16 protein-coding genes are annotated in these 23,139 nt (G+C 60.8%); 10 read left to right on the top strand and 6 right to left on the bottom strand.

All coding sequences use genetic code 11. The features are described from left to right. The first annotated feature begins 140 nt into the window (after nt 1-140). Nucleotides 141-1,601 (top strand): D-alanyl-D-alanine carboxypeptidase/D-alanyl-D-alanine endopeptidase, encoded by a 1,461-nt coding sequence (gene dacB / locus AC3WJW_RS12020; RefSeq protein ID WP_493726137.1) that lies wholly within the window; start codon nt 141-143, stop codon nt 1,599-1,601. A 137-nt stretch (nt 1,602-1,738) separates the two neighbouring features. Here dacB and AC3WJW_RS12015 read toward each other — a convergent pair whose 3' ends face one another. Continuing rightward, entirely contained in the window at nt 1,739-4,138 is a 2,400-nt protein-coding gene (locus AC3WJW_RS12015; protein ID WP_493726136.1) for a sensor domain-containing diguanylate cyclase, read from the bottom strand. 192 nt (nt 4,139-4,330) lie between these two features. Further along, entirely contained in the window at nt 4,331-6,601 is a 2,271-nt protein-coding gene (gene rlmKL, locus AC3WJW_RS12010) for a bifunctional 23S rRNA (guanine(2069)-N(7))-methyltransferase RlmK/23S rRNA (guanine(2445)-N(2))-methyltransferase RlmL (RefSeq protein ID WP_217837653.1), read from the bottom strand. A gap of 530 nt (nt 6,602-7,131) precedes the next feature. Here rlmKL and rmf point away from each other — a divergent pair. Then, nucleotides 7,132-7,347 carry a ribosome modulation factor gene (rmf, locus tag AC3WJW_RS12005; protein ID WP_003223300.1) on the top strand — a complete coding sequence of 72 codons (216 nt, stop codon included), beginning with the start codon at nt 7,132-7,134 and terminating at the stop codon, nt 7,345-7,347. 209 nt (nt 7,348-7,556) lie between these two features. On the opposite strand, the gene AC3WJW_RS12000 is transcribed toward rmf, so the two are convergent. Beyond that, nucleotides 7,557-8,576 (bottom strand): quinone-dependent dihydroorotate dehydrogenase, encoded by a 1,020-nt coding sequence (locus tag AC3WJW_RS12000; protein ID WP_007971491.1) that lies wholly within the window; start codon nt 8,574-8,576, stop codon nt 7,557-7,559. A gap of 228 nt (nt 8,577-8,804) precedes the next feature. Here AC3WJW_RS12000 and AC3WJW_RS11995 point away from each other — a divergent pair, with 228 nt between their 5' ends. From AC3WJW_RS11995 to cobA, 8 genes are all read left to right on the top strand, one after another. Next, nucleotides 8,805-10,016 (top strand): CmpA/NrtA family ABC transporter substrate-binding protein, encoded by a 1,212-nt coding sequence (locus AC3WJW_RS11995; protein ID WP_493726135.1) that lies wholly within the window; start codon nt 8,805-8,807, stop codon nt 10,014-10,016. Between the two features lie 15 nt (nt 10,017-10,031). Further along, the gene (locus AC3WJW_RS11990) at nt 10,032-10,607 is read left to right on the top strand and encodes an ANTAR domain-containing response regulator (protein ID WP_015096057.1); all 576 of its coding nucleotides are present in this window, start codon (nt 10,032-10,034) and stop codon (nt 10,605-10,607) included. A gap of 317 nt (nt 10,608-10,924) precedes the next feature. Next, nucleotides 10,925-12,136, top strand: a complete 1,212-nt coding sequence (locus AC3WJW_RS11985; protein ID WP_007971497.1) for a nitrate/nitrite transporter — start codon at nt 10,925-10,927, stop codon at nt 12,134-12,136. Between the two features lie 7 nt (nt 12,137-12,143). Further along, nucleotides 12,144-13,811, top strand: a complete 1,668-nt coding sequence (locus tag AC3WJW_RS11980; protein WP_493726134.1) for a bifunctional protein-serine/threonine kinase/phosphatase — start codon at nt 12,144-12,146, stop codon at nt 13,809-13,811. Nucleotides 13,812-14,101: 290 nt separating this feature from the next. Then, entirely contained in the window at nt 14,102-16,555 is a 2,454-nt protein-coding gene (gene nirB, locus AC3WJW_RS11975) for a nitrite reductase large subunit NirB (protein WP_493726133.1), read from the top strand. Then, on the top strand, nt 16,552-16,869 hold the full coding sequence (gene nirD, locus AC3WJW_RS11970) for a nitrite reductase small subunit NirD (RefSeq protein ID WP_102698809.1): 318 nt from the start codon (nt 16,552-16,554) through the stop codon (nt 16,867-16,869). Before nirB ends, nirD begins: the two co-directional genes overlap by 4 nt. After that, nucleotides 16,869-19,586, top strand: coding sequence for a nitrate reductase (locus AC3WJW_RS11965; protein ID WP_493726132.1), 2,718 nt, complete (start codon nt 16,869-16,871; stop codon nt 19,584-19,586). Before nirD ends, AC3WJW_RS11965 begins: the two co-directional genes overlap by 1 nt. 10 nt (nt 19,587-19,596) lie before the next feature. After that, on the top strand, nt 19,597-20,364 hold the full coding sequence (cobA, locus tag AC3WJW_RS11960; protein WP_493726131.1) for a uroporphyrinogen-III C-methyltransferase: 768 nt from the start codon (nt 19,597-19,599) through the stop codon (nt 20,362-20,364). Nucleotides 20,365-20,478: 114 nt separating this feature from the next. Here the strand turns inward: cobA and AC3WJW_RS11955 are convergent, their stop codons facing one another. The 3 genes from AC3WJW_RS11955 to AC3WJW_RS11945 all read right to left on the bottom strand — a co-directional run bounded on the left by AC3WJW_RS11955 (nt 20,479) and on the right by AC3WJW_RS11945 (nt 23,138). After that, nucleotides 20,479-21,525 (bottom strand): OmpA family protein, encoded by a 1,047-nt coding sequence (locus tag AC3WJW_RS11955; RefSeq protein WP_493726130.1) that lies wholly within the window; start codon nt 21,523-21,525, stop codon nt 20,479-20,481. Between the two features lie 107 nt (nt 21,526-21,632). Continuing rightward, entirely contained in the window at nt 21,633-22,223 is a 591-nt protein-coding gene (gene sigX, locus AC3WJW_RS11950; RefSeq protein WP_075949123.1) for an RNA polymerase sigma factor SigX, read from the bottom strand. A gap of 90 nt (nt 22,224-22,313) precedes the next feature. Further along, nucleotides 22,314-23,138, bottom strand: coding sequence for a mechanosensitive ion channel family protein (locus AC3WJW_RS11945; protein ID WP_007916401.1), 825 nt, complete (start codon nt 23,136-23,138; stop codon nt 22,314-22,316). Between the last annotated feature and the right edge of the window lies 1 nt (nt 23,139).

The following is a 23,139-nucleotide window of genomic DNA, read 5'->3' as shown; positions in this document are numbered from 1 at the left end:
AAAAATAGCCGATCGGATAGCCCTCGCACGGCACAAGTCGTGGCACCTTGGGGCATAATGCCGACACTTTCATGACCATTGAGGGAATTTATCTTCATGCCCTCATCTTTTTTCCCCTCGGCTGTAGGGTTTTATTTCAGATGATCAAGTCTTTGCGTCCATTGCTGTTGGCCGGTTTTCTTCTCCCCCTGGCCCTCCCCGTTTGCGCCGCTCCAATCAATACCGCGTTGTCGCCCAACGTTGAAAAAGCCCTGAAAGCCAGCAAGTTGCAGGACAACGCCCTGTCGCTGGTGATGATCCCGCTCACCGGCCCCGGCAACCCGACGGTGTTCAACGCCGACGTCTCGGTCAACCCGGCGTCGACCATGAAACTGGTCACCACCTACGCGGCCCTGGAAATGCTCGGTCCGAACCACCAGTGGAAAACCGAGTTCTACACCGACGGCACCCTCAGTGGCGGCATCCTCAATGGCAACCTCTACCTCAAGGGCGGCGGCGATCCCAAGCTGAACATGGAAAAACTCTGGCTGCTGATGCGCGACCTGCGTGCCAATGGTGTCACTCAGGTCACCGGCGACCTGGTGTTGGATAAAACCTTCTTCGTGCAACCGCAGCTGCCGGAGTTCAATGACGACGGCAACGACGAGAACAAGCCGTTCCTGGTCAAACCCGACTCGCTGCTGGTCAACCTCAAGGCGCTGCGCTTCGTTGCGCGCAATGACTCGGGCAAGGTCCTGGTCTCGGTGGAACCGCCGATTGCGAGCATTCGCATCGACAACCAGGTCAAGGCCCTCAATTCCAAGCAATGCACCGGTGGCGTGCGTTACAACCCGGTGACGCAAGCCGATGGCACCGTGACCGTTACCGTCGGCGGTCAATTGGGTGAAGGCTGCAGCTCGCAGACTTATCTGTCGCTGCTCGACCACGCGACCTACACCGCCGGTGCCGTCCGCGCGATCTGGAAGGAACTGGGTGGCAGCATCCAGGGCAGGGATGTGCTGGCGCCAACCCCTAAAGACGCCAAGGTTCTGGCCCGGGCGTTCTCGCCGGACCTGGCGGAAATCATCCGCGACATCAACAAGTACAGTAACAACACCATGGCCCAGCAGTTGTTCCTGAGCCTGGGCCAACGTTTCCGCACCGATGCCGATGGTGACGACGCCAAGGCTGCCCAGCGTGTCGTGCGTCAGTGGCTGGCGAAAAAGGGCATCACCGCGCCGCACCTGGTGATGGAGAACGGCTCCGGCCTGTCCCGCGCCGAGCGCGTCAGCGCCCGGGAATTGGCCTCGATGCTCGAAGCGGCCTGGCACAGCCCGTATGCCGCCGAGTACATCAGTTCGATGCCGATTGCCGGCACCGACGGCACCATGCGCAAGCGCCTGAAGACCACGGCGATGCGCGGTGAAGCCCACGTCAAGACCGGCACACTGAACACCGTACGGGCGATTGCCGGCTTCAGTCGCGACGTCAACGGCAACACCTGGGCGGTGGTGGCGATCCTCAACGACAAGGCCCCGTTCGGCGCCTCGTCGGTGCTTGATCAGGTGCTGCTCGACCTGTACCGCCAACCGAAAGCGCCGCAGACGGCTTCGGTGTTGTAAAGCACAGCTCTGCCCCTTGTAGGAGCGAGCCTGCTCGCGATGGATTCGAGAGCGCCGCGTACATTCAGTATGCCCGCGTTATCGTTATCGACCATCGCGAGCAGGCTCGCTCCTACAGGGTCAGCGTACAGCCCGGGTTAATTCATCTCCTCTTCTACCCGGTCTCGCCCTGCCTGCTTCGCCGCATAAACCCCCGAATCCGCGCGCAGCAGCAAGGCATCGGCGCCCTCCCCGGCGCGCCAACTGGCAATCCCGAAACTGGCGGTGACCGTACCGACGCCTTCAATGGGTGAACTGCGCAGGCTCTGCCACAATTGCTGGGCCAGCACAAAGGCATGTTCGCCGCCGATATCCGGGCACAGCACCATGAACTCCTCGCCACCCAGGCGGCAGAACACATCGGTGCGACGCAGCCGGTGGCCGATTCGTTCGCACACTGCCTGCAACACCCGGTCACCGATGGCGTGGCCATGCAGGTCATTGATGCGCTTGAAATGATCGATATCGAGCATGATCACCGACAAATCCCCACCGCCCCGCTCCACCCGGGCCATTTCGGTGGTCAGGCGCTCCTGGAAATAACGCCGGTTATGGATGCCGGTCAGCGAATCGGTGACCGACAACGCGCGCAATTCTTCTTCCACCCGCTTCATATCGGAAATGTCCGAGATGTAGCCGTGCCAGAGCACGCCGCCACCGGGCAACTCCTCCGGAGTGGCTTCGCCGCGAACCCAACGCACTCCGCGTTGCGGCAGTTGCACGCGGTACTCCTCGCGCCAGGGGCTGAGGGTTTCGGCGGAGGCACGGATCGAGGCGCGGACGCGGGTAGCGTCCTGGGGGTGAATCCGGGTGAAGATCGCTTCGGCATTGAGCAGCAGCACATCGGGTTCCAGCTCGTAAATATCGCGAATGCCGTCGCTGGCATAGATCACGCTGAAGCGCCCGTCGAATTCCATCTTGAACTGATAGATGCCACCGGGCACATGGGCGCTGAGTTTTTTCAACAGCAGGTCCCGCGCCGCGAGCGCTTCATGGACCCGCTTGCGTTCGGTGATGTCGATGCACACCGCCAGGTGCCCGACCCACAGGCCTTGCTCGTCGAGCACCGGCGTGGCGAGCATGTTGACCATCAGATGGCTGCCATCGCCGCGCACCAGGGTCCACTCCCGCGCCTCGTGGCCGCCCTCCACGTCGCCTTCCACCAGCATCGCCTGGCAGGTCGGCACCGGCTTGCCATAGCGCGCGCTCAACTCGACCGAACGACCGGCCAGCTCCCGGGGCAGGTGCAGGTTCTCCAGGGTCATATGGCCGACCACTTCGGCACTGCTATAGCCAAGCATCTGCTCGGCACCGGCGTTGAAGGTGCTGATGACGCCGCGCAGGTCGGTGGCGATGATCGCAACCTGGGTGGCGGCATTCAGCACGCCACGCAACTGACCATGGGTGCCACGCAGCTCCTGTTCCCGGTCGCGCAGCTCCTGGGTACGCTGATCGACCAGTCTCAACGCCCGCTGCCGCTGACTGACCAGCACATAGAGCAAGGCGCTGAGCAACAGGCTGAGCAATCCACCCAACACGACCAGACTGGTCACGGAGGAATGGTTGGCCTGCACGAACGCGTCGGAGGGCTGGATATCGACCTGATAGTCATGGTCGGCCATACGCAACAGGCGCGTGGCCGACAGCTCGCTGACGGCTGGCGGGTTGGGCGACTCGAACAGCACTTCGTGCTGGTCGTCGGTCGACAAATCGAGGATGCGTACCGAGAGATAGTCGCGACTCGCTTCCGGCAGTCCGTCCGCCAGCAATTGGCGCATGCTGATCACGGCCATCACATACCCGTAGGGCTTCGTGGCGTTGTGGTCCTGTCCGGAGCGCTGCGTGACCGGCGCGACCAGCAGCACGCCGCGCGCATAAGCCGGTTCGATGCTCACCAGATGCATCGGTTGTGAGACCGCCATGCCGCCATGCTGATCGGCCCGCTCAAGCGTGGCACGTCGCAGCGGCTGGGCCAGCAAGTCGTAGCCGAGGGGGGAACCGAGTTTGCTTTGCGTCTGGCTATACAGCACCGCCACGTACTCATCTCGCTCGCCGGCCAGTTGCAATTGGCCGTCGGCGTTGAGTTCTCTCAGGGTGAAGCTGTTCAGGCCCTCGTCCCGCACCCGTCGCTCGAACGCCGCCCGCTCGTCACGAGTGACCCGCTGGGCGTAGGAATACGCCTGGGTTCGCAGCAGCAAAGGTTGGGTGTAGCCGTCGAATTCCGCTCGGGACACTGAACCGGAATTGGCGAAAAACCGGCGCAGGCCGTCGAGGCGCTGCTCCTGATCTTCGAAACGTTCTTCGATACGGCTGTAACGCTCACTGGCCAGCAGTTGAAAGCGTTGCCGCAATTGATGGTGAAACAGATTCAGCGTCGACCACGCCAGCAACCCGGTGAGCACCCCGCCGATCAACAAAACCAGCAGCGCGACCAGCCAGGCCGAGGCATCTTCGCTGATAAAACCCAGGATCTTGGGGCGCACGGCGTGCAACGACATAAAACGCAACTCAAAACGCCAGGTGCGGGAAAGCCCTTTGGCCATGAGTGGAGTTATAGCTATTAGCCACTAATTTGACCAGCACTGTAGGAGCGAGCCTGCTCGCGATGGACTCAAGAACACCGCGTGCTTTCAGAAAGCTCGCGTTATCGTTATCGACCATCGCGAGCAGGCTCGCTCCTACACAGCTATTTAGCGTGCCATGATTTTCCAGGCACGATGGATCTTGGCGTTGCGGGCAAAATCCGGATCGAGGGTCTGGGCTGTGATGTCCTCGACCGCATAGCGCTCGCCGAGATTGGCCTCCAGTTCGAACTTGCGGAAGTTGTTGGAGAAGTACAACACGCCACCGGGTGCCAGGCGCGCCATGGCCAGGTCGATCAGTTGCACCTGATCGCGCTGCACGTCGAACACGCCTTCCATGCGCTTGGAGTTGGAGAACGTCGGCGGGTCGATGAAGATCAGGTCGTACTCGTCACGACTGGCTTCGAGCCACGCCATCACATCGCCCTGCTCCAGGCGGTTCTTGTCGGAAAAACCGTTCAGCGACAGGTTGCGACGCGCCCAGTCCAGATAGGTTTTCGACAGGTCGACACTGGTGGTGCTGCGCGCACCGCCCTTGGCCGCATGCACGCTGGCCGTTGCGGTGTAGCAGAACAGATTGAGGAAGCGTTTGCCGGCCGCCTCTTTCTGGATACGCATGCGCATCGGCCGATGGTCGAGGAACAGACCGGTGTCGAGGTAGTCGGTGAGGTTCACCAGCAACTTCACACCGCCTTCATTGACCTCGACAAACTTGCCCTGCGCCGCCTGGCGCTCGTACTGTTTGGTGCCGCTCTGACGCTCGCGGCGCTTGACCACCACGCGGTTCTTGTCGATGTTCAACGCCTGCGGGATGGCGGCCAGGGCATCGAACATGCGGGCCGACGCTTTTTCCGGATCGATGGACTTCGGCGCGGCGTACTCCTGAACATGGACCCAGTCGTGATACAGGTCGATGGCCATGGAGTATTCCGGCATGTCGGCATCGTACACGCGGTAGCAGTCGATTCCTTCACGCTTGACCCACTTGCCCAGGGCCTTGAGGTTCTTTTGCAGGCGGTTGGCGAACATCTGCCCGCCTTCGCTCAGGCGCGGCTGCTCGACCACCGGAGCCGGTGCCGGCGTCGGTTTGATCGGGTTGCCGTTTTTGTTGAACTTGCGTTCTTGCGGTTCGTTCGGCGTCTGATCGTAGGCGGCTTGCTCACGCTCGACCTGGCGCTGTTCCGGCGTACGACGCTCGCCGGTGACGAACTGATCGGGCAGCACCTTGATCAGCAGCAGCTTGCACGGCAAGGCGCCGTTCCAGAACGAATACTGCTTGTGGCTGCGGATGCCCATGCGCTTGCCCAGGTCCGGCGCGCCGGTGAACACCGCCGCCTCCCAGTTCAGGCAGGCCTGACGCAGGCGTTCGCCGAGGTTCTGGTAGAGATAAAGCAGGCTCGCCTCGTCGCCCAGACGCTCGCCGTACGGAGGGTTGCAGATCACCAGGCCTTTCTGGTTCTGGTCCGGGCGCGGCTCGAACGTCGCGACTTCACCCTGGTAGATCTTGATCCACTCGCTCAGGCCGGCGCGCTCGACGTTGTTGCGACCCGGTTGAATCAGGCGCGGATCGGCTTCGTAACCACGGATCCACAGCGGTGTCTTGGCCAGACCGGCAGCGGCGCGCTCGGACGCTTCTTCGTGGAGTTTTTTCCACAACGCCGGAACGTGACCGAGCCAGGCAGTGAAGCCCCACTGCTCGCGACGCAGGTTCGGCGCGATGTCCGCGGCGATCATCGCCGCTTCCACCAGGAAAGTACCGACACCACACATCGGGTCGGCCAGCGCGCCGCCTTCGGCGGCGATACGTGGCCAGCCGGAACGGATCAGGATGGCGGCCGCGAGGTTTTCCTTCAGCGGTGCCGCACCTTGCTGCAGGCGATAGCCGCGCTGGTGCAGGCTGTGGCCGGACAGGTCGAGGGACAGAATGGCTTCGCCACGGTCCAGGCGCAGGTGAATGCGCAGGTCCGGATTGAGCTTGTCGATGGACGGACGGTCGCCTTGCGGGGTCCGCAGTTTGTCGACGATGGCGTCCTTGACCTTCAGCGCGCCGAAGTGGGTGTTATCGATACCCGAGCCATGGCCGCTGAATTCGACGGCCAGGGTGCCGTCGTTGAGCATGTGGTCTTGCCACTCGATGTCCAGCACGCCGTGGTACAGGTCTTCGGCGTCCTTCATCGGGAAACGCTTGAGCACCAGCAGCACGCGGTTGGCCAGGCGTGACCACAGGCACAGGCGATAAGCGGTTTCCATGGTGGCCATGCCGCGCACGGCAGAGGTGTGCTCCCGCGCTTCCTCAAGGCCAAGCCCGACGGCTTCCTCGATGAGCAGGCCTTCAAGGCCTTTTGGGCAAGTGAGGAAGAGTTCGAAACGATCGGACATGGGAATTCCAGAACCTTTAGCTGAGTGACCGGGCAACGCATTGCCGGTCCGGTTTTCAATCAGGCGCTTTTCTCGAAGAGCGCCCGCGTGGCACGAAGGTGTGCCGCTCCACCCCTGCTGCCCGGGTTAAATGAGCTTAGATGCAAGGACAGATAAAAAAGTTGATGCAATGAAATGTCATAAGTCGACCCTTCGTCGAATAGTCCCTCCCGGCAACGGGAGCCATTCTCACTAAAGGATTAAGCTCATCATCCAGCGCAGGGCCGATCATACCGGGGTTTGGCTAATAAATACGCTACAAACACTCTGTTACTTATGGCCTTAACACATGAATGGTTACGTCCTTATGACAAAACGATCATTCCCTCGATGTGACGCATTGGTTAGAACTCAACTCAGGTTGGCGCCGCAATGACGCCAACACCTTGGCTCGTCACGCCGGCAACGAGCCCCCAACGGCAGAGTTTTTCTGCCAGACCTCAATAGAGGTCGACGCGATAAATACAGTCAACAAGTGAGGGCAACACCCTATGAGAAGACTTAAGCGTGATCCGTTGGAAAGAGCATTTTTGCGCGGATATCAATATGGCGTTGGTGGCAAATCCCGTGAGCTTTGCCCATTTACTCTACCGTCGGTACGTCAAGCCTGGATCAACGGCTGGCGAGAAGGACGCGGCGACAACTGGGACGGTATGACCGGCACTGCGGGAATCCACAGACTCAACGAACTTCACGCCGTCGGCTAATTACAGGGCACAACACTCCGACACGACAATCTGATTTTGTACTGAATTAACCACGCACGTCCCATCCGGACGGCGGGCTGCGGCCCAGGGGCTCCTTTAAAGGGGCCCTTTTTTATGAACGCAATTTTCCCGTGTAGGAGCTGCCGAAGGCTGCGATCTTTTGATCCTGAAAAATCAAAAAATCGCAGCCTTCGGCAGCTCCTACAAGATCAGCGTAGGGCGGCGATGGCGTCTACGGACTCGCGAATCAGCGCCGGGCCCTTGTAGATGAAGCCCGAGTAGATCTGCACCAGGCTCGCGCCCGCAGTGATTTTCTCTGCGGCGTGCTTGCCTTCGGTAATGCCGCCGGCAGCGATGATCGGCAGGCGACCACCCAGCTCAGATGCCAGCACTTTCACGGTGTGGGTGCTCTTGTCGCGAACCGGTGCGCCGGACAGACCACCGGCCTCGTCGCCATGTTCCATGCCTTCGACGCCTACGCGGCTCAGGGTGGTGTTGGTGGCGATGACCGCATCCATTCCGGTTTCGATCAGCGCCTGTGCAACCTGTGCGGTTTCTTCGTCGCTCATGTCCGGCGCGATCTTGATCGCCAGCGGTACATGCTTGCCATGACGCAAGGCCAGCTCCGCGCGGCGCTCGGCCAGATCGGCCAGCAACTGCTTGAGCGAGTCGCCGAATTGCAGGCTGCGCAGGCCCGGCGTATTCGGCGAACTGACGTTGACCGTCACATAGCTGGCGTGGGCGTACACCTTGTCCAGGCAGATCAGGTAGTCGTCCACGGCACGCTCGACCGGCGTATCGAAGTTCTTGCCGATGTTGATGCCCAGCACGCCCTTGTATTTGGCCGCCGCTACGCGGGCCAGCAGGTGGTCGACGCCAAGGTTGTTGAAGCCCATGCGATTGATGATCGCCTCGGCTTCCGGCAAACGGAACAGACGCGGCTTGGGGTTGCCCGGCTGCGGACGCGGGGTGATGGTGCCGATTTCGACAAAACCGAAACCCAGTTGGGCGAATCCATCGATGGCCGCGCCGTTCTTGTCCAGACCGGCGGCCAGGCCCACCGGGTTCGGGAAGTCCAGGCCCATGACGTTCACCGGCTTCTTCGCCGGGGCCTTGCACAGCAAGCCGTTGAGCCCAAGACGTCCGCCCGCGCCGATCAGGTCCAGGGACAGATCGTGGGAGGTTTCCGGGGAGAGTTTGAACAACAGCTGACGGGCCAGGGTGTACATGGGCGGATTTGACTCGATTGGCGGCGAATTGAGGCGGCGATTATAGCCGGGCAACGGGGTGGCAAGCGAGGCGCGTGATCAAATCAACGGTTAATGGCATATGCCTTGCACCCTTCCGGGCACCAGCACCCACGCCAGCGTCGGAATGGGTGCAAAGACAATGGCGTCGTCCCCGGCCTGCCCATGCACGGACCCGGGACGACGTTTTTTTTGCAAGGTGAGCGCGCGATGAACGAACCGTCAGCCGGCCCTCTGGCCTGGGTCAATGGCAGCGATGCCCCGGAAAAAACCGAAATCAATCTCGGCTTCATGGCCCTGAGCGACTGCGCCTCGGTGGTGGTCGCCGCCACCCAGGGCTTCGCCCAACCCTATGGCTTGACCCTGAACCTCAAGCGCCAAACGTCCTGGGCCAACCTGCGGGACAAGCTGGTCAGTGGCGAACTCGATGCCGCCCACAGCCTCTACGGCCTGATTTACGCCGTTCACCTGGGCATCGGTGGCGTGGCCGCGACCGACATGGCCGTGTTGATGGGCCTGAATCAAAACGGCCAGAGCATCAATCTGTCCCGCGGCTTGCAGGCGCTTGGGGTGACCAGTCCTGAGGCATTGGATCGGCACGTGCACCAAACTCGCCCAAAACTCACCTTCGCCCAGACGTTTCCTACCGGCACCCACGCCATGTGGTTGTATTACTGGCTGGCCAGCCAGGGTATACACCCGCTGCTGGATGTCGACAGCGTCGTGGTGCCGCCGCCGCAAATGGTCGCCCACCTGCGGGCCGGGCGTATCGACGGGTTCTGTGTCGGCGAACCCTGGTCCGCCAGCGCCGTGCAACAGGACCTCGGTTTCACCCTGGCCACGACCCAGACCCTCTGGCCCGATCACCCGGAAAAGGTCCTCGGTTGCACCCGTGCGTTCGTCGAGCAATACCCCAATACCGCGCGGGTGTTGGTGATGGCGGTTCTGGAAGCCAGCCGCTTCATCGAAGAAAGCCGCGAAAATCGTCGCAGCACCGCGCAATTGCTCAGTGCAGCGCAATACCTCGATGCGCCGCTGGATTGCATCGAGCCGCGCCTGCTGGGCGACTATGTCGATGGCCTGGGCAATCGCTGGCAAGACCCGCACGCCCTGCGCTTCCATGGTAAAGGCGAGGTCAATCTGCCGTACCTGTCCGACGGCATGTGGTTCATGACCCAGTTCCGTCGCTGGGGTTTGTTGCGCGATGACCCGGATTACCTCGCCGTAGCCCGTCAAGTCCATCAACTGGACTTGTATCGTGAAGCGGCCGGCGCTGCAGGTGTCGCGGCACCGGGCAAGGAGATGCGTAGCAGTCAATTGATCGACGGCAAGATCTGGGACGGTTCGGACCCGGCCGGTTATGCCTGCGGTTTCAAACTGCACGCCATGAGCGACAGCTCGCACCGATCCGCCAGCCGCTGACAGGAGACGACGAACATGCTGCGTATCCTGCTGATCAACGACACCGCGAAAAAAGTCGGACGCCTGAAGGCCGCCCTGACCGAGGCCGGATTCGAAGTGATCGATGAGTCCGGCCTGACCATCGACTTGCCCGAACGCGTCGAAACGGTGCGTCCGGACGTGATTCTGATCGATACCGAGTCACCAGGGCGCGATGTCATGGAGCAAGTGGTGCTGGTCACTCGCGACCAGCCGCGACCGATTGTGATGTTCACCGACGAACATGACCCCGATGTGATGCGCCAGGCGATCAAGTCCGGGGTCAGTGCCTACATCGTCGAAGGCATTCACGCACAACGCCTGCAGCCGATTCTCGATGTGGCCATGGCACGTTTCGAAAGCGATCAGGCTTTGCGTGCCCAGTTGCAGGCCCGCGACCAGCAACTGGCCGAGCGCAAGCGCATCGAGCTGGCCAAAGGGCTGTTGATGAAAATGAAGGACTGTAACGAAGAAGAGGCCTACACACTGATGCGCCGCCAGGCGATGAGCCGCCAGCAGAAGCTGATTCAAGTGGCGGAGCAGATTATTGCCATGAGCGAATTGTTGGGTTGAACCACAAAAGATCGCAGCCTTCGGCAGCTCCTACAGAAGCACACATCCCCCTGTAGGAGCTGCCGAAGGCTGCGATCTTTTTGCTTTACACAAATTTCCGATATGGCACAGATCTCGCAAAGCAATCACCACAGGTAACCAACGGCGGTTGCCCCACCTACGACAAAGACGTCGCTCACCTCATTTGCCCTTGGCGGATCGGGTGGCGGCGTTTTTTCGTTTTGGCCCCACAGCACGGGGCCGGTGGAGCGGCCGTAGCGGCGCCCCACCTGCAAGCTCATGACTCCTTTCGAGACTCTTCACAGCTGAGGTGCGCAATGAATTCAAGCTTCTGGAAATCCGGCCATACCCCCACATTGTTCGCAGCCTTCCTCTATTTCGACCTGAGCTTCATGGTCTGGTACTTGCTCGGTCCTCTGGCGGTGCAGATCGCCGCCGACCTGCACCTGACGACACAGCAACGCGGGCTGGTGGTGGCCACGCCGATTCTGGCCGGGGCGGTCTTGCGTTTTGTCATGGGGATGCTGGCTGATCGCTTGTCCCCCAAAACCGCCGGCCTGATCGGCCAGGTCATCGTGATCTGTGCGCTGTTCGGCGCCTGGAAGCTCGGCATCCACAGCTACGAGCAAGCGCTGCTGCTGGGTCTGTTCCTCGGCATGGCCGGTGCGTCCTTTGCCGTGGCCCTGCCCCTGGCCTCGCAGTGGTATCCGCCGCAGCATCAAGGCAAGGCCATGGGCATCGCCGGCGCCGGCAACTCGGGTACGGTATTCGCCGCCTTGATCGCCCCGGTACTGGCGGCAGCGTTTGGCTGGAGCAACGTGTTCGGCTTCGCCCTGATTCCGCTGATCCTGACCCTGATCGTCTTTGCCTGGCTGGCGAAAAACGCCCCCGAGCGACCAAAAGCCAAATCCATGGCCGACTACTTCAAGGCCCTGGGCGATCGTGACAGTTGGTGGTTCATGTTTTTCTACAGTGTGACGTTCGGCGGCTTCATCGGCCTGGCCAGCGCCCTGCCCGGCTATTTCAACGACCAATACGGCCTGAGTCCGGTAACGGCCGGTTACTACACGGCGGCCTGCGTGTTCGGCGGCAGCCTGATGCGGCCCTTGGGCGGCGCTCTGGCTGACCGGTTCGGTGGCATTCGGACCTTGTTGGCGATGTACACCGTCGCGGCAATCTGCATTACCGCGGTCGGTTTCAACCTGCCGAATTCCTACGCCGCACTCGCACTTTTCGTCTGCACCATGCTCGGTCTGGGCGCCGGCAATGGCGCGGTGTTCCAGTTGGTGCCGCAGCGTTTTCGTCGGGAGATCGGTGTGATGACCGGCCTGATCGGCATGGCCGGCGGCATCGGTGGCTTTGCCCTCGCGGCCGGCATGGGCGCGATCAAGCAAAGCACCGGCAGCTATCAACTGGCCCTGTGGTTGTTCGCCAGCCTCGGCGTTCTGGCCTGGTTCGGCCTGCACGGCGTGAAACGGCGCTGGAGAACCACCTGGGGTTCGGCGGCCGTGACGGCTGCGCGGGTCTGACGCCTCGATGAGCCTGCAACTGAGTTTCGCCGAAGCCAGCGCCATCGGTCCGCGCGAGGAAAACCAGGATGCCCTGCGCCTGGTCACGCCGGCCCCGGCGCTGGCGGCGAGCAAAGGTTACCTGTTCGCCATCGCCGACGGTGTCAGCCAGTGCGCCGATGGCGGCCTGGCGGCCCGTTCGACGCTGCAGGCCCTGGCGCTGGATTACTACGCCACGCCGGAAACCTGGAGCGTGGCGCAGGCACTTGATCGCCTGTTGCTGGCGCAAAACCGCTGGTTGCAGGCCAATGGCGGAGGACAACCGCTGCTGACCACCCTCAGTGCGCTGGTCCTGCGTGGCCGGCGTTTTACCCTGGCCCATGTCGGCGATTGCCGGGTGTATCGCTGGCACGCCGACCGATTGCAGCGAATCAGCGAGGATCACGTCTGGGACCAACCGGGCATGCAGCACGTGTTGAAACGGGCGCTGGGCCTCGATCAACACCTGGTGCTGGATTTTCTCGACGGTGAACTGCGCCTCGATGAAAGCTTCGTCCTGCTCAGCGACGGCATCTGGGCCGTCCTCGGCGATACCGCCATTGCGGCGATCCTGCGTGATCAACCGGACTTGCACAGCGCTGCGCAAACCCTGGTCAATGCCGCACACCTGGCAGGCAGTCAGGACAACGCCAGCGCCTTGCTGGTGCGGGTCGACGCCCTCGGCGAAGCGAGCATTGGCGACGCGTTGATTCACTTGCAGCAATGGCCACTGCCGCCGGCCCTGAAACCGGGTCAGGCGTTCGAGGGCTGGCAAGTCGAAGGGATCGTCGCACAGAGCCAGCAATCGCTGCTTTATCGCGTGCGCGACACTCAGCAACAACCCTGGCTGCTGAAAACCCTGCCGGGGCGCCTGCACGACGATCACCAGGCCGGGCAAGCGCTGCTGTCGGAAGAGTGGTTTCTCAAACGCGTGGCCGGTCGGCATTTTCCCGAAGTGCATGCCGCCAGTCAGCGTCAGCATTTGTACTACGTGATGCGCGAATATTCGGGCGCTACCCTGGCGCAACGGCATGAGCAAAGCGGACCGTTGCCGCTGCCCCAGTGGCAAGACATCGCCGAACGCTTGCTGCGAGCGGTCGGCCTGTTGCATCGACGGCAGATTCTGCATCGCGATATCAAACCGGAAAACCTGTTGCTGGGGGACGACGGTGAACTGCGCCTGCTGGATTTCGGCCTCGCCTACTGCCCCGGTCTCTCGCAAGACCTGCCCTGGGCTCTGCCGGGCACACCCAGTTACATCGCGCCGGAAGCCTTTCGTGGCGAAGTGCCGACACCACAGCAGGACCTGTATGCCGTTGGTGTGACCTTGTATTTCCTGCTCACCGGGCACTATCCCTATGGCGAAATCGAAGCGTTCCAGCGCCCGAGATTTGGTCTCCCGGTCAACGCCAGCCGCTACCGGCCCGACCTGCCGGACTGGATCGCCCATCACCTGGAACGCGCCGTGGCGGCGGCCCCCGAACAGCGTTTTGAAACGGCGGAAGAATGGTTGCTGCTGATCGAGCAAGGCGAACGCCGCAGTTTGAGCGTGCGCCCCAAACCCTTGCTGGAACGCGAGCCGCTGAAAGTCTGGCGGACATTGGCGCTGGTATCGCTGCTGCTCAACCTGGTGCTGCTGGTGGTGGCGCTCCATTAGCGGGCAACGCGCCTTGAATCGGTGCATTCCCTCGCGGCACTGCCCTTGCGAACGGGAAGAACGCCAACAAACACGGGACCTGAGCGACTTGGCACAACCACTGCATTACTCCTTTCAACAGACATAAAGCGCAGGCTTCAACGACGAAGGCTGCACTTCCCGAGAGAACGGGACCAGGACAAAGGCGTCCTCGCTAGGCAACTAGCGGGACGCCTTTTTTTGTTTGCGCAAAATTTGTCGAGCATGGCCTGAACCCTGATGAGGCAGGCCTGGACTCCCCGGAGAACCTGATGAAAAAACTAAAACTGGTGATGATCGGCAATGGCATGGCCGGGGTCCGGACCCTGGAAGAACTGCTCAAGCTGAGCACCGAGCTGTACGACATCACGGTCTTCGGCGCCGAACCGCACACCAACTACAACCGCATCCTGTTGTCACCGGTGCTGGCGGGCGAACAGACCTTCGAAGAGATCGTGCTCAACGACCTGGACTGGTACCTGGACAACAACATCAAACTGCTGCTCAACCGCAAAGTGGTGGAGATCGACCGGGTCAAGCGCCGGGTCATTGCCGAAGACGGCAGTGAAGCCGAATACGATCGCCTGCTGATCGCCACCGGCTCGACGCCTTTCATCCTGCCCATTCCCGGCAACACCCTCGAGGGCGTGATCGGCTACCGCGACATCGCCGATACCCAGGCCATGATCGACACCGCGAAAACCTACCGGCACGCCGTGGTGATCGGTGGCGGCCTGCTCGGCCTGGAGGCTGCCAACGGCCTGATGCTGCGGGGCATGCACGTCACCGTGGTGCATATCGGCGAGTGGCTGCTGGAGCGGCAACTGGACAAGACCAGCGGCCAGTTGCTGCAAACCGCCCTGGAGTCTCGCGGCCTGCATTTCCGTCTGTGCGAGCAGACCCAGGCCTTGCACGACGCGGGCAATGGCCGGGTCGGTTCGGTGCAATTCAAGAATGGCGACATCATCCCCGCTGACCTGGTGGTGATGGCCGCCGGCATTCGCCCCAATACCGAATTGGCAGAGAAATCCGGCATTCCGTGCAGCCGCGGGATTCTGGTCAACGACACCCTGCAAACCTATGACCCGCGGATCTACGCCATCGGCGAGTGCGCCAGCCATCGCGGCATCGCCTATGGTCTGGTGGCGCCGTTGTTCGAACAGGCCAAAGTCTGCGCCAACCACCTCGCCCAACTGGGTTTTGCCACTTACAAGGGGTCGGTGACCTCGACCAAATTGAAGGTCACCGGCATCGACCTGTTTTCCGCCGGTGACTTCATGGGCGGTGAAGGCACCGAGACCATCACCCTCTCCGACCCGATTGGCGGGGTCTACAAGAAACTGGTGATCAAGGACGACGTGCTGGTCGGCGCCTGTCTGTACGGCGATACGGCCGATGGCGGCTGGTATTTCCGGCAGATCCGTGAAAACCACGCCATCAGTGAGATCCGCGATCACTTGATGTTCGGTGAAAATGCGCTTGGCGACGTAGGGCACCAGGGCCAGGACAAGGCCATGAGCATGGCCGACACGGCCGAAGTCTGCGGCTGCAACGGCGTGTGCAAAGGCACCATCGTCAAGGCCATTCAGGAACACGGGCTGTTCAGCGTCGACGAAGTGAAGAAACACACCAAGGCTGCCAGCTCCTGCGGTTCGTGCGCGGGTTTGGTGGAGCAGATCCTGATCAACACCGTGGGCGGCGCCGCCGACGTCAAACCGAAAAGCGAAAAGGCCATCTGCGGCTGCAGCGACCTCAACCACGGGCAAATCCGCCAGGCCATCCACGAGCAGCACCTGCTGACCATCGCCGGCACCCTGAGCTACCTGAACTGGCGCACACCCAACGGCTGCGCCACTTGCCGGCCGGCGCTCAATTACTACCTGATCTCCACCTGGCCGGGGGAAGCCAAGGATGATCCGCAATCGCGCCTGATCAACGAACGCGCCCACGCCAACATTCAGAAAGATGGCACCTACTCGGTCGTCCCGCGGATGTGGGGCGGCGTGACCAATCCTTCGGAACTGCGGCGCATTGCCGACGTTGCCGACAAGTACAACGTGCCGATGGTCAAGGTCACCGGCGGCCAGCGCATCGACTTGCTGGGGATCAAGAAGCAGGACTTGCCAGGCGTCTGGAAAGATCTCGACATGCCATCCGGCCATGCCTACGGCAAATCCATCCGCACCGTGAAGACCTGCGTCGGCAGCGAGTTCTGCCGCTTTGGCACGCAGAACTCCACACAACTTGGCATTGAACTGGAACATGACCTGTTCAACATGTGGTCGCCGCACAAAGTGAAACTGGCTGTCTCCGGTTGCCCGCGCAACTGCTCGGAAGCGGGCATCAAGGACGTAGGCATCATCGGCGTCGATTCCGGCTGGGAGATGTACATCGGCGGTAACGGCGGGATCAAGACCGAAGTCGCGGAATTCTTCGTCAAACTGAAAACCGCCGAAGAAGTCCGCGAATACAACGGCGCATTCCTGCAGCTCTATCGCGAGGAAGCCTTTTACCTCGAACGCACCGTGCACTACCTGCAACGGGTCGGCATGGACCACATCAAGAAAGCCGTGCTGGAAGACCCGGAGCGGCGCAAGGCGCTCAACGATCGCCTGCAGTTCTCCCTGTCGTTCGAACAGGACCCGTGGAAGGAACGCCTGGAACAGCCACAGCTGAAAAAAGAATTCGACGTCATCCCCGTGAAAAACCTGGAGGTGCTGGCATGAACTGGCTGGATATCTGCGCACTGGATGAAATCAATGCCCTGGGCTCGCGGATCGTTGCCGGCCCTAAAGGTGACATCGCGATTTTTCGTACCAGCGACGATGAAGTGTTCGCCCTCGACGACCGTTGCCCGCACAAGGGCGGACCGCTGTCCCAAGGTCTGATCTACGGCAAACGCGTGGCCTGCCCACTGCACAACTGGCAAATCGACCTGCAAAGCGGCGAAGCCCTGGCCCCGGACGTCGGCTGCGCCCACCACCATCCGGCGCGGGTCGAAAATGGCCGCGTGATGCTGGCCCTGCGGGACGCAGGCTGATGGACCGCCAGATCACCGCGTCCACCTGCTGCTATTGCGGGGTCGGCTGCGGGGTGCTGATCGAGCATGACGGCGAGCGCATCCTCGGCGTCAGCGGCGATCCGGCGCACCCGGCCAACTTCGGCAAGTTGTGCAGCAAGGGATCAACCCTGCATTTGACCGGCGACTTGACGGCAAGGGCCCTGTACCCGGAATTGCGCCTGGGCAAAGGCCTGGCGCGCAGCCGCACCGACTGGGATACCGCGCTTGATCACGCCGCCAGCGTTTTCGCCCAAACCATTGCCGAGCATGGCCCGGACAGCGTGGCGTTCTACATTTCCGGGCAGTTGCTGACCGAGGACTACTACGCCTTCAACAAACTGGCTCGGGCGCTGGTGGGCACCAACAACATCGACAGCAATTCACGGCTGTGCATGTCGTCGGCGGTGGTCGGCTACAAACGCAGCCTGGGCGCCGACGCTCCGCCATGCAGCTATGAAGACCTGGAATTGAGCGATTGCGTGATGATCGTCGGCAGTAACATGGCCTACGCCCACCCGGTACTGTTTCGCCGACTGGAAGAAGCCAAATCCCGCCGGCCGCAGATGAAAGTCATCGTCATTGACCCACGTCATACAGACACCTGCGATCTGGCTGACCTGCACCTGGCGATTTTGCCCGGCACCGATGTCGCCTTGTTCCATGGGATTTTGCATCTGCTGCTGTGGGAAGACTGGATCGACCGTGACTTCATCAAGGACCATACCGAAAGTTTGCCCGAGCTGAAGAAACTGGTGCGCGATTACACGCCGCAGATGGTGTCGCAGCTCTGCGGGGTCAGCGTCGGGCAATTGCAGCAATGTGCCGAGTGGATCGGCACATCACCGTCTTTCCTGTCGCTGTGGTGCATGGGGTTGAACCAATCCACCGCCGGCAGCGCGAAAAACAGTGCTCTGATCAATCTGCACCTGGCCACCGGGCAGATTGGCCGTCCGGGTGCAGGTCCTTTCTCCTTGACCGGTCAGCCGAATGCCATGGGCGGGCGGGAGACCGGTAGCCTGTCCAACCTGCTGCCGGGCCATCGTGACGCCGCCAACCCCGAGCACCGTGCCGAGGTGGCCGCTTACTGGGGTGTTGATCAACTGCCTGAAAACCCGGGGCTGACTGCCATCGAGTTGTTTGAGCAGGTGGGCAGCGGCAAGATCAAAGCCTTGTGGATCGCCTGCACCAACCCCGCGCAGTCTCTTCCCGATCAGGCGGCCGTGCGCGCGGCACTGGAGGCCTGCCCGTTCGTGGTCCTGCAGGAGGCCTTTCGCACCACTGAAACCGCCAGGTATGCCGACCTGTTATTGCCCGCCGCCAGTTGGGGCGAAAAGGACGGCACGGTGACCAACTCCGAACGGCGTATTTCCCACGTCCGCCGCGCGATCGTCGCACCGGGTGAAGCGCGTCCGGACTGGACCATCACGGTGGATTTCGCACAGCGCCTGGAAAAACATCTGCGTCCGGAAGCCACCAGCCTGTTTGCCTTTGACACCCCGGCACAGGTCTTCGACGAATACAAACAGCTGACGCGGGGACGGGATCTGGATTTGTCCGGGATCAGCCACGGCTTGATCGACACCATCGGCCCGCAGCAATGGCCCTTTCCTGTGGGGGCCAGCGCAGGCACCGCCCGCCTCTATCTCGACGGCATTTTCCCGACTTCCAGCGGACGCGCGCAGTTCGTGGCCGATCCGTATCGCGCCGCCAAGGAACAACGGGATGCGCGCTTCCCGCTGACGCTGATCACCGGTCGTCTGCGCGATCAGTGGCACGGTATGAGCCGCACCGGCACCGCCGCGCAGTTGTTCGGCCATGTCAGTGAAGCCGTGTTGAGCCTGCACCCGGATGAGCTGCGCAGGCATCGCCTGCAAACGGGGGATTTGATCAGCCTGAAAAGCCGCCGCGGCGCGGTGATCGTGCCGGTCGCCAGTGACGACAGCGTGCGTCCGGGCCAAGCCTTCTTGCCGATGCATTTTGGTGACCGTTTTCTCAAGGGAGGCGTGAACAGCCTCACCCTGCCCGCCTTCGACCCGTTGTCGAAACAACCGGAGCTCAAACACAGCGGCGTGCGCCTGGAACCGGTGCAATTGCCTTGGCACCTTTTCGCGCTGATAGAGGGCGATGTCCAACAACATTTTGAGACTCTACGTCCCCTCTGCGAGACGTTTTCCTACGTCAGCCTCAGTCTGACCGGTCGTGAGCGCCCTGCGCTGCTGATACGCGCTGCCAGCGCCACGGCGCCAGATCCGCAATTGCTGCGCGATATCGATCAATGTCTGGGGCTCAACGATGGACCGGTGCTGGCCTACGACGATCCACGACGCTCCATCGGTAAGCGGGTGCGAATCGAGAACGGCCGGATCACTGCGATCCGCCTGGCGGGTGAAACCCTCGCCCGGCACTGGTTGCAAAACCTCTGGCTCGAAGGTCGCGCCGATGAACAGCTACGGCGCTGGCTGCTCGCGCCACTGAGTGCCCCACCGGGCCAGGTTGACGCCGAAGCGATCGGTAACAAAACCCTGTGCAACTGCAAAAACGTCAGCCAAAACGCGGTCTGCGCCGGCATCCGCCGCGGCCTGGACTTGCCGGGTTTGAAACAAGAATTGGGTTGCGGCACGCAATGCGGCTCCTGCGTCCCGGAAATCAAGCGTTTGTTGGCCGCCACCGCGCAGCCGCAAGCCGCCATCTCGTGAGGAAAACACTATGAGCGCAAAAGTCTGGCTGGTGGGTGCAGGTCCCGGTGATCCTGAATTACTGACCCTCAAAGCTGTTCGGGCGTTGAGAGAGGCGGATGTCGTGCTGATCGACGATCTGGTCAACGTCGCGGTGCTGGAGCACTGCCCCGGCGCGCGGATAATTCCGGTGGGCAAGCGCGGCGGCTGTCGTTCAACGCCGCAAGCCTTTATCCATCGCCTGATGTTGCGTTATGCCCGTCAGGGCAAATGCGTGGTGCGCCTCAAGGGTGGCGACCCGTGCATCTTCGGGCGTGGCGGTGAAGAAGCGCAGTGGCTGCGCGAGCGTGGTGTCGAGGTTGAGCTGGTCAATGGCATCACCGCCGGCCTGGCGGGCGCGACGCAATGCGATATTCCATTGACCCTGCGCGGCGTGGCACGAGGGGTAACGCTGGTGACCGCCCACACTCAGGATGACAGCAGCCTGAACTGGCAAGCGCTGGCCCAAGGTGGCACGACACTGGTGATCTACATGGGGGTGGCGAAGATCAGTGAAATTCGCGAGCAACTGCTGGCCGGTGGAATGGCAGCCGATACGCCCGTGGCAATGATCGAAAATGCATCGTTGCCGCATCAACGGGAATGTTGGAGCGACCTGACAGCCATGGAGGACGATGCCCATAGCTTCCAGTTGAAAAGCCCGGCAATCCTGGTGATCGGTGCTGTGGCCGCCTGTGATGAGATCAAAAGATCGCAGCCTTCGGCAGCTCCTGCACGGGTTCGGCATTTATTCCTGTAGGAGCTGCCGCAGGCTGCGATCCTTTGGAAGCAACGCAAAACCAATGCTGAAACCCAAATCGCAGACAAAGAAAAGCCCGGCCTGAGCCGGGCTTTTCTCGGAGCTGCGGGCTAATTACTTAGCTTGAGCTTCAACCTGCGCTTCTACGCGACGGTTAACAGCGCGACCAGCTTCAGTTTTGTTGTCAGCAACTGGGCGGGATTCGCCGTAGCCAACGGACTGAACGCGGGTCGATTCAACACCGTACTGGTTGGTCAGAACTTGCTTAACGGCGTTTGCACGACGCTCGGACAGTTTCTGGTTGTAAGCGTCAGGACCGACGGAGTCAGTGTGACCTTCAACAGTAGTGGTGGTGGATGGGTACTGCTTCATGAAGTCAGCCAGGTTCTTGATGTCGCCGTAGCTGTTTGGCTTGACTACCGACTTGTCGAAGTCGAACTTCACGTCCAGCTCTACACGAACGACTTCAGCAACAGCTGGGCAGCCATCAGCGTCAACAGTTACGTTGGCCGGGGTGTCCGGGCACTTGTCAACGTTGTCGCAAACGCCGTCGTTGTCGCTGTCGGAGCAGACTTCTGGTGCTGGAACCGGAGCAGCAGCAGGCTTGTTGCCGCCACCGAAGTTCACACCCAGACCTACGGACGGGATGTAGTCCCAACGGCCGTTGTCCAGCTTGTAGTCAGCTTCTACGCCAGCACGAGCGTAGACGTTTTCGAGGAAGTAGTACTTCAGGCCAGCGCCAGCAGTCAGGAAAGTCGACTGGTCACGACCGGTGTGGCCGTCAGCGGCTACGTTGGTCATGCTGCCGTGCTTGACACCACCTTGAACGTAAGGACGCAGAGCGTCGCCAGCGTTGTTGAAGTGGTACTGAGCGTTCAGACCGAACTGGTCGCCTTCGATCTTCTGGTTGCCGGTGTTGTTGTTCGAACGGGTGTAGTCATCGTTGTTGTAGGTGAAGTTCAACGATACGTCGTCGGTCAAGAAGTAACCGATGGAGGCGCCAGGAGTGTAGCCGTCTTCAACGTTGTTAACGCTGTCGTTGTACTTCTTCCCGTAGTTGAGCTCGCCTTCAACTGCGCCTTGGCCTTGTGCCAATGCGCCGAACGAAGTAGCGGCAATAAGAGTACCAATGGCCAAGCCCAAGGTGTTTTTCAGTTTCATCCGTTAAATCCCCATCTGGTGATTGTGAAGCAGTCCCGCAAACCGGGGGACAACTCGGCGGCAAGTCTAACAGAACTTGCCTACACGTAAGAGATATTTGCGCTGAACTAAGTTTCAGCAATGCCTGCAAATTTCTCACGCAATTTATCTAGAGCGCGTTTGTACCGCATTTTTGTTGCACTCAAACCCATGTGCATGATGTCTGCGATCTCCTGAAACTCCAGCTCTGCGACAAAACGTAGCACCAGAATTTCCCGGTCAATCGGGTTCACATACACTAACCAGCGATCAAGTCCACCCTTTTCCTCAGGTTTCGGCGCCTTTTCTTCGGACGCCTCCTCGAGGGGGTCAAGACTCAATGCGTCCATCAAGCGACGCTTTCGCCGTTCCTTTCGATACTGTGTGATGCACTCGTTGTACGTGATGCTATATAGCCATGTCTTGAACTTCGATTTGCCCTCGAAGTTCTTCAGGCCATACAACACCTTCAACATGACCTCCTGACAGACATCGTCTGCATCGCGATCGTTCCCGAGATATCTTGCGCACACGTTAAATAATGTTCGCTGGTAACGCCGCATCAGTTCTTCGTAAGCGCGTGTTACGTGAAACAGCTCGGTATGCGAGCGCGCGACCAACTCCTCATCAGAGAGCTCGCGGGGGTCGTAGCGCATGGATAGCGATTGAGCTTTATTCAAAACAAGTCGGGCCGACAGTCAGGTCAATATCCTCCGCAGCCAGCGTCAGCTGGCATTTTGCGGCGGCATACATTAGCAGGGTTTGCCGGGTTAGCGGCTACTCACATGCTGCTCGAGGAGGATCCGATTGGAAAGAGAGACTAGCTCACCCTCATCGGTCAGCAATGTGGTCTTAACCGTGCCGATCTCTTCGATCTGGCCTTCGACCTCGCCAACACGCACTTGTTGCCCAACCTGATACAGCTCACGCACGTAGATTCCCGCAAGAATCTGGCCGGCTATTTCCCGGCTTCCCAACCCCATGGCCAGCGCTACCGCCAGACCAACGGTTATCAGCACAATCACGATCACATGGTTGAGCAGGTCAGTCTTGACCTCCAACTGGCTGATCGCCACCGAAATACTGATGATGATCACCAGGCCCTGGGCAATTCGTCCAAGCCCTGAAGCATAGTCCAGCCCCACGCCTTCTGCCGCGCCGCGCACCAGCCCGTTGGCCAGTTGCGCCAGCAAAACACCTACCAGCAACACCAGCGCCGCGCCGAATACCTTCGGCAAATACAACGCGAGCATATCAAGCGTAGCTGATACTCGCTCAAGTCCAAGAGATTCTGCGGCAGAAACCAGAAAAATAAGCAGAACGAACCAATAGACGATCTTGCCGATCAGGGTCGAAATGGGAACCTGCAATCCAGCGCGGGACATCAGCTTGGTCAGGCCGGTGCCGCCCATCAAGCGGTCCAGGCCCAGTTTGGCGAGCAATTTGGAAAGCAAGGTGTCCAGCAGTTTGGCCACGACAAAACCCAACAGCAGCACAACCAGTGCGCCGAACAGGTTTGGAATGAAGTTCGCAACCTTGGTCCACAACGCAGTCATTGCAGTGACGAGGCTCTGTGTCCAGAGATCAAGTTCCATA

The organism is Pseudomonas sp. GW821-FHT07G06, from assembly GCF_058986625.1.
This window is presented reverse-complemented; position numbering and strand designations above follow the sequence as displayed.

Bases quoted from the DNA above. Each gene is read 5' to 3' on its own strand.
- AC3WJW_RS12000 (WP_007971491.1), bottom strand. From the start codon at position 8,576: ATGTACACCCTGGCCCGTCAGCTGTTGTTCAAACTCTCCCCGGAAACC.
- AC3WJW_RS11980 (WP_493726134.1), top strand. From the start codon at position 12,144: ATGAGCCTGCAACTGAGTTTCGCCGAAGCCAGCGCCATCGGTCCGCGC.
- dacB (WP_493726137.1), top strand. From the start codon at position 141: ATGATCAAGTCTTTGCGTCCATTGCTGTTGGCCGGTTTTCTTCTCCCC.
- rmf (WP_003223300.1), top strand. From the start codon at position 7,132: ATGAGAAGACTTAAGCGTGATCCGTTGGAAAGAGCATTTTTGCGCGGA.
- AC3WJW_RS11945 (WP_007916401.1), bottom strand. From the start codon at position 23,138: ATGGAACTTGATCTCTGGACACAGAGCCTCGTCACTGCAATGACTGCG.
- AC3WJW_RS11965 (WP_493726132.1), top strand. From the start codon at position 16,869: ATGGACCGCCAGATCACCGCGTCCACCTGCTGCTATTGCGGGGTCGGC.
- AC3WJW_RS11995 (WP_493726135.1), top strand. From the start codon at position 8,805: ATGAACGAACCGTCAGCCGGCCCTCTGGCCTGGGTCAATGGCAGCGAT.
- AC3WJW_RS11985 (WP_007971497.1), top strand. From the start codon at position 10,925: ATGAATTCAAGCTTCTGGAAATCCGGCCATACCCCCACATTGTTCGCA.
- nirB (WP_493726133.1), top strand. From the start codon at position 14,102: ATGAAAAAACTAAAACTGGTGATGATCGGCAATGGCATGGCCGGGGTC.
- nirD (WP_102698809.1), top strand. From the start codon at position 16,552: ATGAACTGGCTGGATATCTGCGCACTGGATGAAATCAATGCCCTGGGC.
- AC3WJW_RS12015 (WP_493726136.1), bottom strand. From the start codon at position 4,138: ATGTCGTTGCACGCCGTGCGCCCCAAGATCCTGGGTTTTATCAGCGAA.
- cobA (WP_493726131.1), top strand. From the start codon at position 19,597: ATGAGCGCAAAAGTCTGGCTGGTGGGTGCAGGTCCCGGTGATCCTGAA.
- AC3WJW_RS11955 (WP_493726130.1), bottom strand. From the start codon at position 21,525: ATGAAACTGAAAAACACCTTGGGCTTGGCCATTGGTACTCTTATTGCC.
- rlmKL (WP_217837653.1), bottom strand. From the start codon at position 6,601: ATGTCCGATCGTTTCGAACTCTTCCTCACTTGCCCAAAAGGCCTTGAA.
- AC3WJW_RS11990 (WP_015096057.1), top strand. From the start codon at position 10,032: ATGCTGCGTATCCTGCTGATCAACGACACCGCGAAAAAAGTCGGACGC.